The following is a 9,128-nucleotide window of genomic DNA, read 5'->3' on the forward strand; positions in this document are numbered from 1 at the left end:
AATTAATATTTAGTTTTTAGTTTGCTGTTTCTGAAAAATAAAATACTATTTTATATATTTATAATTGGCTCTAAGTTCAGCTCGTAACATTTGCGGTGTTTTTCCAAAATGCTTCTTACAAAATGTCGAAAAATGGGCCCTCGATGAAAAATGAAAATCCTCGGATAATTCTACAAAAGATTTATTCTCGTTTTTTAGTTCATCTAAAATATCAACCATCTTTTTGTCTGTAAGCCATTTTCCCGGAACTTCATGCATTTCCTCTATAAAACGTCTTTTGAATGTGGATAAACTACAATGAGCCAAAGCAGCAAACTCATTTACCGATTTTACACGCCTATAATTTGATAAAACAAAAGTTTTAAAATCAAAAGTCTTACTTACTATAGGATAAAATAAACTTGCCAGTTCCATCTGAGTATAGCACTTTTGCAAAAGCAAAAACAACTCTCCCAATTTCCACTCATCAAAAGAATTACAGACAATGTCATATTCAAGACAAGAATATACATAGTTCAAAAACAGCTCAAAAACATGCCCCATTTCATATATCTGGAAGCGATATTTAATATGAGAACACTCCCCTCGTAATGAATCCAAAGGATAAAGTCCATGAACCTGCAAAGATGGAAATATATCTATCGTCAATATTCGAGCATCTTCAATAACTTTCCCGGCATATATATATTTAGGACAAATAAACGCGAACTGGTTACACCTAATACGCTTACAATCGGCATTATGTGCAACGACAACCACCTCCCCAGACAAAACAAAGAATAGGAGAGAATCTTTATCCACAAATGACAAAGATTCCCCCGCCTTCAATTCCTTACTCGAAAAAAGACGTAGTCTTTCAGCCCCACACATGTTTCTATCGACCATTATATTATATTAATGATTCCAAACAAAAATAAATACTGCCCCCAAAATACGATTATATATATAGTTTTTTTTTAATTATATATTTAGTTCAATTAAATTATTTATATATAAATGACATGAATACAAAAAGGAAGCTGGCTCTACTTGATAAAGACGATATTTCAACAATAAAACTGTGTAAAATTAAGCAAAATCAATAAGTTCACAAGATTTAAATAATGGTTAAAAGAAATATTTATACTGAATTATGTCAATAAGCGAAAATACAAATACTGAAATATATCAATAAAGAAATCTAATAATCTATAATATACAAATTTACTTTTTTTAATATAAAAATATTTTAATATTTTTGCATATAAATACTCTATTCAGAAGACTATGCAAAAAGACACATATACAAAAGGAAAAGAATCAATTATAGAAGTTCAGCGCAAATATACTTTTCTTTATATATCTATCGGATATTTGATTGGAATCATACTATTTTTCATAACGGGTATCGGTCTTGAAAACGAAAAAGACTTATTCACTCTATTAAATGGGTTACATGCCCTGAGCATATTCATTTTATTGGGTCTATTTTATTTCAAAAAAATTTCAACAACGTGGGCCATTACTACTTTATCTCTGCTGATACAATTAGAAATATCGACAGAGATTATTATCATGGCATATAACAATACGACTTTTGCTATATCCTTGATATTTGCAAATATCACATTGATCGGAATGTTGCTAATAGTTACGATAGTTACCTACATCAGATTTTTGCCCTTTATTATTACGGCAATTACCACAATTACGTATCTCTATTGTATATACATAAGTAACAACAGCATTCTTATTAAGCTCGGCCCACCTTTATTCATCGCATTTATTGTCGTCTCCATCATGAGTAAACGTATGGCCAAAGGCGTATCGGCAATGCAAAAAGAAAACATACAATACAAAATGGAACAAGAGACCGTACTTGCTCTACTGAATATGAACAAAGAACAGCTCTTACAATTTATAAAAATAATGAAGGAGAAAGAACTATCCCTTTCTCAAACCGATGAACTATTACAACTCTTCGGAAAAGAAGCCCGAGAAAAAATAGAAAATAACATCAAAATAATGATGCGGCAAAAAGAACGTGATACTTCCCGACTAAAAAAATATACACAATCTCTTACACCTTCAGAATTGGAAATTTGTGAATTGATATTGGCCGATAAGAATATCCCCGAAATAAGTGCCATAACGGGGAAATCAATTTCCAATGTTACCAGTACACGTAGCCATATACGAAGCAAACTGAACTTAAAGAAAGATGAGAATCTAAAAGATAGTTTAATAAAAATAACACGCAAAAACTAACTGTGCCCTTTTAAAAATTGACTCCAACACCAGCCATAAAATGGAATCCCTGAGCCGGCATACCATAATAAATATCATATTTACGATTAAGAATATTATCAAATCGCACACGCAGATGTACAGCATCATTTATTTGATAAACCGCTCCTACTCCCAAATCATGAATATCACTCAGCTTTCCTGTTTCATTTACCGTAGGAACATATGGCAACAATTCTAAACCCGTACCGGCAAAAGTATTGAATGAAAGTATCGTTCCTCGACCTAATCCCATAAAATAATTGGCATGGAGCGCCAATTGAGGTAAAACTTTCACTTCAACTTGTGCATTCAATGCATCTGTCGGACGATTCGTTTTCACAACATTTTTTTTCCCACCATATATATCGGCCTTCCGAATCTCATGCTTCCATTCTAAAGAGGCATTCAATATATCATCAAACTTATATTTTACCCGTGCACCGGCATTCCACGCAAAAGCATCTAAATTAGCATAATTGACAACCGGACGGGTCATCCAATCTACTGTTTTTATAATGTCTCCACTCTCTACATCGAATTTCATGCCCAAATAACGATAATCAAACAGCGCATCTTGTGTATATTTAACTCCTCCAAACAAATCAAAAGTAAAACAATTCAAAACATTTGACTTAAGACCGATAGTCCAATCTGCCGGAGTATATGAATTATATGGCAAAGTAGACGGGTCGACATATATATTACCTTTCGACAAAGAGGTAAAAGTATTCAACTCCTTCCCCCCCAAGATACTACTATACAAGAAAAAATGCTCGGTAAATTCCCAATCGATACGAATATCCGGGGCAAAACGAACGATTGTTCCATCATTGAAAGAAACATTGGCAACAGCTCCCAATCGAAATTTTAACCGGTCCTTATCCAAACTATAATATGGATTCAAAGTAATCATCGTAAAATTATCCTGGTCCAGATTTCTATAATCAGCTGAATTACGATTATCAAATATCAGATTATCCATACTTCCATCTATTCCGATACGTTGATTTGCCGTCACCGGAGCCAATAACTTGAAACGTGTATCAATATGATTTTCATTATTTCCTTTTTCTCCATAATACAACCCTAAGCGGTTAGAATATCTGTGATACCCGACCGACAATAAATAATACAACTCTCTATCTTGTTCTCTTGGAGATCCGAATCCCGTACTTATACTGAACTGCTGTATTTGTTGCATTTCATTTTTATCGACAATCGGAGCATCAACAACATCTCCCAAGAAAGGAAGGTATTCCCTCCCATAATAATTAAATGCATTAAAACGGTAATCTCCATTCAGTGTCCAAATCAAGTTGTTGAAACGATGTTTATATCCCACATGTAAAAGATTGTCATTCCTTTTTTGTTTTACCTTATCATCGGTATCTAAATATTTAACCTTCCCATGAGTCGAAAGGTGCTGATACCAAAAATTCAGCCTATTTTTTTCATTATCTAAAATACGATAACCTACTGAAGCCGATGCATTCAAATAATTTCCTAAAGATAAATCGGCATATCCCCTTTTACGATAAAAGGGAGAACCTGTATCATATACAGCAGCCGGTAATATCTGTAACACAGAGGGAGTAGTTACGGGCACAGTCCAATCAGAATAAAGAATGCTTGTTTTCCGAATACTGGGAGTTTCTACTCCCGGCAATATATTTATTTTAGAAGCATCCCGAACAATAGGCGTAAAGTCTTTCTCAATTATCATTTCCCGATTCAGAGCATTGTTTTCCTCTTTCTGTGCAAAAGCCGCAATAGATATAAACAATAACGCGACCGTATATAATTTTCTTTTTTTCATAACTATATTTTTTCCTACTGACCGATTTGTTTTAACCGCTGTTCTATCATTTCTGCAATATCATCATTTGCATTGTAATTATTTTTCAAACTTAACAGATACTGTTTTGCCTGAAAATTGTCTTTCCGGCCGATATTTATATCCGCTAATAAAATAAACTCCCGAGCCAGCCAATACTGATGAGGCGTACCGGTTTCTATCATCTCATTGATAAGATGCTCGGCATTCTTCAAATCTCCATTATCAAAATAATATTGGGCCAGCCGATAAGATGCTTCCGCACCATAAACGGTACGAGGGTCTTTTGATAATAACTGCAAATCCGGAACGGCATTTATAGCCTGTCCATTCTGCAAATGCGCCATTGCCCGTGCAAAACGTGCTTCATTAACTAACTCAGGTGACAACTTCGTGTCTGAAAGCAAATTATCAGCAGCAACAATAATTTCCGTGTAGTTTTTAATGTATTGTGCACTCCTCATTGCCCCCAGTCTGGCAGCCAACCGATTATCTCCTGATGTTGCTTTTCCTTCTAAAGTCTTATATAAATCAAGAGCTTCCGCGTACTCCTGAGTTAGGTATTTAATCTCAGCCATCTTTGCTACAGCATCTTCTTCAAACGGGTTATCATTATGCTGACGCACTGCCGTCAGCTCCTTCCAAGCATATTCATATTGCTTATTATCAAAATAATATAAACCTAAATAATAATGGGCTTGCGTAGTAAATGCGCCCTCAGGAAAACTTTGAAGATACTTAATCAAACTTTCTGATGATGACTTATCCTGCTTTTTCATAAATGACCGTTCTGCAGCTAAATATGTCAACGAGTCTATTTCAGAAACCTGATAAGGAACAGCCCCATTCAACGACTGTACAAATGAAGCATAAGAACCGATGTCATTCTTTTCCAAATAAACAGACTTCAAATCATCAACTGCAATGCGGGCTTCTTCACTACCAGGATAATTCGACACAACCGTCTTATACGCCATTATCGACTGTTCGAGTTGGTTATTATTGAAATAAATCATACCCAACTGTATCCCGGATTTACGAGCAATAGGACTTTGAGGAAACTCTCTAATTACCTGATTAAAGGATTGTATCGCAGCATCAGAGTTTTTTAATTGCAGGTATGTCAATCCTTTTTCAAAAATAGCATCATCCACATATTCAGAACGAGGATAATCAGACATCAAACGATCCATACCGGAAATCTTCTGTTCATATTTTTTTTGCAAACCGGCCATAAATGCCTTTTGGAACAGAGCATAATCACCAGCGGCAGGGTCTAAAGAAACCGCCTGAGAATAATCATCTTCAGCTTGAGTAAACTCTCGTGTATAATAATGACAATCGCCTATACGATTATATGCATCAGCCAGCACTTCTTTATTTCCTGAAGCGGAAGGTATGGATACATACCGGAGAAATTCATCCAATGCCTGAGTAAATTTGTGTTGTTTAAAATTAGCATATGCCAAATCATACCGTGCCAGAGCATATATATCTTTATCTTTTTGTCCGGTAGTCGAGAGATAAGCCCGATAATCCGAAGCTGCTTTATCATATTCTCCTTTTCTATAACGACATTCTCCTCTCCAGAAACAAGACTGGGCTTTCATTTCAAGATCATAATTACCCAAAACAATAGCTTGAGTAAAATTCTGTATTGCCTTATCTATCTGCGAGTTAGTAAAATATTCTATTCCCAACTGAAAATATATGCGCTGTTTCGCTTTCAATATTTTATTATCAGGCTGTTTTATTTTATTAATGGATGTCAAAGCCGCTTGATAATTACGAGTATTGAAATATACTTCCACCAGATAATCATTTATCTGATCAGCATATCTCGATGCCGGAAACATATTCAGAAACTTTTCGAAAACAGTAACTGATTCCCCAAAAGGAGACAATGAAGTCTCATGGATAGTCAAAGCATAATTGTACAAAGCCGTTTCCTGTATCTGTCGATCAAAATTATACTGAGAAGCAATATCAAAGGATATAGCTGCATTTTTTTTATCTCCAATTTTAATATAACTCTGTCCCAAATACAAATAAGCACTTTGCGCCAATACATCTTCCTTATCCGTGACCCGGCTCAACTGTTTTATAGCATCGGCATACTTTCCCTCCCGGTATTGAGCAACACCCAATGTATATAAGCTGCTTCTCAACGGAGAGTTCGTGCTATTTACATATTTAGTCAAATAATTAATTGTCTTACTATTATCTCCCTGATGAGAATAACTTTCACCCAACAGACGATATAATTCCGTATTAAATTCATTATCCGGATTCTCTGACAATAAGTTTTCTCCCGTCTGTATTACCTGTAAATACTGGCCATTAAAAAAACGAATTTGTGCTATATAATACGAAGCGGGCGTTCTAAATTCAGGAAAATCCTGCACGTGCAAAAATCCTTTGAGTGCATCATCATATTTTCCCTCCGTATATTGTATATATGCCACATAAAATTGTGCAGCATCTTTATAATCTTTTCCAACCGCTAATAATGCCACAAAACAAGGTTTAGCCTCTACTATCTGACCATTTTTCAAATAAGAAACACCTGTTCTAAACAAGAATTTTTCTTGTTCGGAAGGAACAAGGTCTTCTATCTTTAATTTTTTATAATATTTCAGGGCTTGTCTATATTTTTTTGAAAAGAAATAATAGTTCCCGGACATAAACTCTACCTCAGCTATCTGGCCAGCACCCGGATACCTCCGTACAAAATTTTGTAACATTTGTACTGCCTGAGGATCTTTCCGATAGTAAGCAGAAGCAGCAAGCATAAAATCAGCTTCCTGTATCAAATAAACATCTTTTGATAAAGTTTTAAAATGTGTCAGCTGATCTATACATCCCACATAATTACGGGTTTCAAACATCTGTTTTCCTCTTTCAAACCAACTCTCTGGTAAATTTGACTGGTATGAAACCTGTGAAAAAGCATTCCATACCAAGGAACAACAGATCAAACCGGAAATTATAATTGCCTTTTTTCTCATCACATACATCTGATTTTGATATAAAAACATTTCTTAACCAACAAAAATAGAAAACTTTACGGGCACTTTATCCCTATCTCAAATAATTAACTTTCTTTTAAGTATAAAATTATTTACCATACTTTCTAAAGACCTTATTTATAAAATGCTTTCCAAATAAAAGTTGGAACAGACATAGACTAAAACTCTACTGTAATACCCAACGTTGGTAATATAATACCACTTTGCTGGGCAATATATTTCATTTCATAACGCTTGGCTCCATTCTCATCGGTATACTCTTTTCCCGTACTTACCAAAACTGGAGGATTATCATATTTTGTATTTAAAACGTTTTGTAAGTCAATATAAAACCCCAACATTACACCCTTAAAATAGAAAACCTTATCTAAACGAAAGTCAACTTGCGTAAAGGTCTTCAATCTACCGGTATTATATCGCTCATAGTCGTAATAAGGTCGTGATGTAGCATCCCACGCATCTACCAACGATGATGTATATTCGTCATAAGGAGTATAGGGCACACCTCCCATCAGACGAAATTTCAAGCCTACATCCCAATGCTTAGGCAATTTATAAGTTCCTGATAAAGTCAACAAATGCCGGTTATCCCAAGCAGAAGAAATGTAACGATCGGTTAGCGGACTTTTAAATTGACTTCGGAAGAAAGTATAAGAAGCCAACATATTAAAACGTTTACTGCCAAACCATCGAACCATCGTTTCGATACCGAATGCTCTACCCTGCGAAACCGAAGCTGCAGCTTCATTTCCCGAGGCCCCGTAATCCGTCCCTTTACAAGCCAAAGGAATACTATCGGTAAGAGATAAGGGTGCATGGTCATATTTCTTATAAAAGCCTTCTACAGTGACTCTGGCATCTCTACCCAAACGATACTCCAAACCGGCAACTGCCTGATCAGAACGAATGTACGTCAACCCATTATATTTATTTACCAAGACATTATTTTCTTTATATCCCATCGTGGTATAGGCTGGTAATTGATAATAACGGCCGATACTTCCATTGACCCACACGTCTCCCCACAAATTATAAGATAACGATAAACGCGGAGAAAATTGCTTCAACGGATTATTCATTCGCGAAGAATAATTATTTGCATCCAATCTCATTCCCAAAGAGGTAGAGAACCGGCCATTATCCATTTCATACGAAACCGTACCAAACACCCCCCATTTAAACACCCCCATATCCGTACGATAGTTATACTCGGTCGCCTGATTATGAGCAAAAGCTTTTTGCAAAGTACGATTACGATACATTGCATAATCGAGATTCACACCAGCATTAATTTTAAACAATCTCAATGTCGATAAATTTTCGAAACGGAAATGGCTTTCTACTTCATCTGAACGATATCTCAATATCAGATTCTCTGGACGGCTTTCATCATTATCCAAATATTTCGTATTTTTATTATTCATAAAACTATGGCTGAGGACAACCGTTTGTATATGCCGACCGCCATAATGTTTATAAACAGCACCTAATGTATACGTATTCTGTTTTATTACAGGCAGATAATTCAATATATATTGTTTTCCTTCATCTGCAGGGTCAGTATCTTTATTGAGTCTCATATCATCTATCGCGCCCAATCCCAATAACGTCAACTCATGATACCGAGAAAAACGAGTTTTTATCTTGAACTGAGCATCAGTATACCGGGGCAAAAACGGCATATCGAGAATAGAGAATAACAACTGAAGATATGACTGGCGAACAGATACCAAATAGGTTGTCTTATCACCTATATGTCCATTTGAAGTCAACGAAACCTCTGAAGCTCCAACTGTAGCCTTTACACTACATTTTCGTGCATCTCCATCTAACAATTTGAAATCGAGTACAGAACTCAATGCATTTCCTCGACTAGTAGGAAATGCTCCGGTATAAAAATTGACTTCCCGAATAAAATCAGCATCAATAATTCCCATCGGTCCTCCCGAAGCTCCTTGTGTACTGAAATGATTAATATTAGGTATCTCCACGCCATC

At 35.5% G+C, this 9,128-nt stretch carries 5 protein-coding genes; 1 reads left to right on the forward strand and 4 read right to left on the reverse strand.

Going from position 1 to position 9,128, the window contains the following annotated elements:
* Positions 1–45: 45 nt before the first annotated feature.
* Complete coding sequence (locus BN2628_RS10685; protein WP_044230923.1) at positions 46–885, reverse strand: helix-turn-helix domain-containing protein; 840 nt, start codon at positions 883–885, stop codon at positions 46–48.
* Between the two features lie 381 nt (positions 886–1,266).
* Between BN2628_RS10685 and BN2628_RS10690 the strand changes: the two genes are divergently transcribed.
* Positions 1,267–2,247 carry a helix-turn-helix transcriptional regulator gene (locus BN2628_RS10690; RefSeq protein WP_044230922.1) on the forward strand — a complete coding sequence of 327 codons (981 nt, stop codon included), beginning with the start codon at positions 1,267–1,269 and terminating at the stop codon, positions 2,245–2,247.
* 10 nt (positions 2,248–2,257) lie between these two features.
* Here the strand turns inward: BN2628_RS10690 and BN2628_RS10695 are convergent, their stop codons facing one another.
* From BN2628_RS10695 to BN2628_RS10705, 3 genes are all read right to left on the reverse strand, one after another.
* A complete protein-coding gene (locus BN2628_RS10695) occupies positions 2,258–4,084 on the reverse strand; it encodes a porin family protein (RefSeq protein ID WP_044230921.1) in 1,827 nt (608 codons plus the stop codon).
* Positions 4,085–4,098: 14 nt separating this feature from the next.
* Positions 4,099–7,110, reverse strand: a complete 3,012-nt coding sequence (locus BN2628_RS10700; RefSeq protein ID WP_052431654.1) for a tetratricopeptide repeat protein — start codon at positions 7,108–7,110, stop codon at positions 4,099–4,101.
* Between the two features lie 179 nt (positions 7,111–7,289).
* On the reverse strand, positions 7,290–9,128 hold a 1,839-nt coding region (locus BN2628_RS10705), incomplete at its 5' end, for a TonB-dependent receptor plug domain-containing protein (RefSeq protein ID WP_074024140.1).

Origin of the sequence: Gabonia massiliensis (assembly GCF_001403595.1) — a bacterium.
GTDB lineage: Bacteria > Bacteroidota > Bacteroidia > Bacteroidales > Coprobacteraceae > Coprobacter > Coprobacter secundus.